Raw genomic sequence first — 3,610 nt, forward strand, 5'->3', positions numbered from 1 at the left:
CGGGCCGGCGCGGCCGAGGGGCGGGCGGCCACGGGCTTGGCGGCGCGGGCCGGTGCGGCGGCCGGCTTGGCGGCGCGCGTGGCGCCGACCGTGGCGCGGGCATCCCCGCGGGCTTCGGCGACCTGCGGCGCAGCGAGCGCCAAGTTCAGGCCGAGCAGGCCCGCGAGCATCCAACGCATGAGAGAACCCCCACCCCAGTGTCTTTCCCGCGTGACGGCATATTTCAGTCAGGGGAGGTGTGGCAACCTCAAATATTCCTGACTCTGCATCTCGACCAGGCGCGAGGCGGTGCGCTCGAACATCGCCGCATTCTCGCCTTTTTCGTAAAGGCGGTCGGGTTCTGCTTGGGCGCTGGCCACCAGCTTGCACCGATGCTCATAGAGTGCATCCACCAGCGTGATGAAGCGGCGCGCCTTGTCGAAGTTCTCCGGCCCCAGGCGGGGGATGCCGTCCAGCACCAGCGTGTGGAAATGCGTGGCGATGGCCAGGTAGTCGGCCGGGCCCAGGAAGGCGCCGCAGGCCTGATCGAAGTCCATCCGCGCCACCCCGCGCGCCGCCTGCGGCACCGGCACGGCGCGGCCCAGCACCGTCAGCGTGCAGGGGGCGCCGGATGCCTCGCCGGTCATCTCGCGGAAGGCGGCGTCCAGCGCGCGGTCGGCGCGGCCATCGGCCGGGTGGTGCCAGGTGGGCAGGCCGCGGATGCGCTCGCGCCGGTAGTCCCCCTGCGATTGCAGGTGCAGCACCTCCACCCGCTGCTTGATCAGCGCGATGAAGGGCAGGAAGGCGTCGCGGCCCGGCTTGCCCTTGAACAGGTCGTCCGGGGCGGTGTTGGAGGTGGCCACCACCACCACGCCGCGGGCGAACAGCGCCTCGAACAGCCGGCCCAGGATCATCGCGTCGGTGATGTCGTGCACCTGGAACTCGTCGAAGCACAGCAGCGCCGCCTCGCCGAAGATGGAATCCGCCAGCGCCGGGATGGGGTCGTCGCTGCCCGGGTTCGCCTGCTTCCAGCGGTGGATGCGCTGGTGGGCCGACTGCATGAAGGCGTGGAAATGGATGCGCTGCTTGCGCGGCACCTCGGCGGTTTCGAAGAACAGGTCCATCAGCATGGACTTGCCGCGCCCCACCGCGCCGACGAGGTAGAGCCCCTCCGGCGCGTCCTCCGGCGGGGCGAGGTCGCCGCTGCCCTTGCGGCCGAACAGCCGGCCCAGGAAGCCGGCGGGCTTCTGGCTGGGCAGGGCGGGCTGCGGGTCGTAGCCGCGCAGGGCGTGCCACAGCGCCTGCAGCCGCTCGGCCGCCTGGGCCTGGGCGGGGTCGGGCTTCAGCGCGCCGGAGGCGATGCGGGCGCGGTAGAGGGCGAGCGGGCCGGCGGATTCCATCGGCCCTGCGCTTAGAACGGGGCCGGGCGGCACTCAACCGCCCTGGACGCGCGGCGGCGCGGGGCGCTAAGCACGCGCGTCTTGTCAAGATGGAGTTCGAGGTGATGGGCTACAGGGTCGCGGTCGTCGGCGCCACCGGTGCGGTGGGGCGCGAGATGCTGAAGACGCTGGCCGAGCGCGGCTTCCCGGCCAGCGAGGTGATCGCGCTGGCCAGCGGGCGCTCGGCCGGCCAGCAGGTCTCCTTCGGCGAGAAGCAGATCCTGACCGTGAAGAACCTCGACACCTTCGACTTCACCGGCACCGACATCGGCCTGTTCAGCCCCGGTGCCAGCGTCTCCGCCATCCATGCCCCGCGCGCCGCCGCGCAGGGCTGCGTGGTGATCGACAACACCAGCCACTTCCGGATGGAGCCCGACGTGCCGCTGGTGGTGCCGGAGGTGAACCCGCAGGCCATCAAGGGCTTCCGCAAGCGCGGCATCATCGCCAACCCCAATTGCTCGACCATCCAGATGGTGGTGGCGCTGAAGCCGCTGCACGCCATCTCCCGCATCAGGCGCGTGGTGGTGGCGACCTACCAGAGCGTCTCCGGCGCCGGGAAGGAGGCGATGGACGAGCTGTTCAACCAGACCAAGGGCTCCTTCGTGCACGACGCCCCGGTGGTGGAGCAGTTCACCAAGCCCATCGCCTTCAACTGCATACCGCACATCGACAAGTTCATGGAGGACGGCTTCACCAAGGAGGAGTGGAAGATGGCGGCGGAAACCAGGAAGATCCTGGACCCCGACATCGCCGTGGTGGCCACCGCCGTGCGCGTGCCGGTCTTCGTCGGCCATTCCGAGGCGGTGCACGTGGAGTTCGAGGGGCCGATCACCGTGGCCCAGGCCCAGGCCGCGCTGCGCGACGCGCCGGGGCTGCAGCTGGTGGACCGGCGCGAGGATGGCGGCTACGTCACCCAGCTCGACGCCGCGGGCGAGGACGCCGTGTTCGTCTCGCGCCTGCGCAAGGACCCCACGGTGCCGCACGGCCTGGCCTTCTGGTGCGTCGGCGACAACCTGCGCAAGGGCGCGGCGCTGAACGCGGTGCAGATCGCCGAGGAACTGGTGCGGCAGGGGCTGCTGGCGAAGGCGGCGGCCTGATCCCCACGACGGTTTTCGCCCGGCGCTGCGCTGGGGCGAAAACCGTCGCGGGGGCCCCGTTCGGTTCGGCCCTTCGCCGCGCCTCGCGGGCGAAGGGGCCCACGGGCTGAAGGGCGACCCCTGGCAGCGCGGATGCCGGGGGTTTCCTGTTCTGGGGGTTCGTCTCCGCAGCACGGCTGCGCCGTGGCAGCAACCGCAGGCGTCTGCTTGCGCTCGCGCGCGTGGCCTGGCCGCGTGCGCTGGCTGACGGCGTGGGGCACTCGATTCTGCGGGGCCTGCTCCGCGCCAAGGCGGAGCCTCGGCGCGACCGGAGGCGTCAGGGGGCGTGGGCCTGCTGGCTTTGCCGGTGTGCGCCGGCTGGAGGCGTGGGGTGCGCTGCCGGCGGTCACGCTCAGCCCCCCGGACGCACCACCGTCCGCGCCCTTCTCACATCCACAGGTTGTAGGACGACAATCCTTTTCACTTGCTTTTTCGAACAAATTAGGAACATTTAGGGCGGCTGCTGCTCAAGGAGATCGCCTTGTCCACCGCCCCTCCCCTCCTCGCCGCCCTGCTGGTGTTCCTTACCGGCACCGGCTTCGCCGCCTTCCTGTGGTGGCTGTCCGCGCGCTCCTTCGCGCTGCTGCGCGACCCCGCCACCACGCCCGACCAGGTGGCCGCCCTGCGCGACCTGCCGCTGGCCCTGCCCGAAGGCACGGTGCGCGCGGTGCTGGCGCTCATCGTCGGCATCGTCGGCCTGCCCATCCTGCTGTTCTCGCAGGCGCTGGCGCTGGACGCCGCCATCGCCGGCTACGTCAACGGCATCATCGCCGGGGTGTTCGGCTACTACTTCGGGGCGCGCTCCACCCATGGCGACGCCCAGGCGGCGCGCCGCGCCCAGGACGCCCTGGCCACCGAGCAGGCCCGCCACGAGGAAACCCGCCGCGCCGCCGCGCCCGAAGGCGCGCTGGAGCGGCTGGAGGCCCAGGCCCGCGCCGCGCGCCTGATCCTGGAGCGCCTGGCCCCCGCCCTGCCGCCCGCCCTGGTGCCGCCCGGCGCCGCCGCCGCCCTGGCCCGCGCCGAGGCGCTGCTGCGCCTGGGCCGCGCCGCCGGCCC

General features: G+C 72.2%; 3 protein-coding genes. 2 read left to right on the forward strand and 1 reads right to left on the reverse strand.

What is annotated here, in order from left to right; all coding sequences use genetic code 11:
* Nucleotides 1–227: 227 nt before the first annotated feature.
* On the reverse strand, nucleotides 228–1,379 hold the full coding sequence (gene zapE, locus ACI6QG_RS19455) for a cell division protein ZapE (protein ID WP_407026239.1): 1,152 nt from the start codon (nucleotides 1,377–1,379) through the stop codon (nucleotides 228–230).
* Between the two features lie 104 nt (nucleotides 1,380–1,483).
* Between zapE and ACI6QG_RS19460 the strand changes: the two genes are divergently transcribed.
* Together ACI6QG_RS19460 and ACI6QG_RS19465 are read left to right on the forward strand one after the other, a co-directional pair.
* Nucleotides 1,484–2,515 (forward strand): aspartate-semialdehyde dehydrogenase, encoded by a 1,032-nt coding sequence (locus ACI6QG_RS19460; RefSeq protein ID WP_407026241.1) that lies wholly within the window; start codon nucleotides 1,484–1,486, stop codon nucleotides 2,513–2,515.
* A gap of 520 nt (nucleotides 2,516–3,035) precedes the next feature.
* A partial coding sequence (locus ACI6QG_RS19465; RefSeq protein WP_407026240.1) for a hypothetical protein occupies nucleotides 3,036–3,610 on the forward strand: 575 nt, incomplete at its 3' end.

The organism is Sabulicella flocculans, from assembly GCF_045449635.1.
Classification (GTDB): Bacteria; Pseudomonadota; Alphaproteobacteria; order Acetobacterales; family Acetobacteraceae; genus Roseococcus.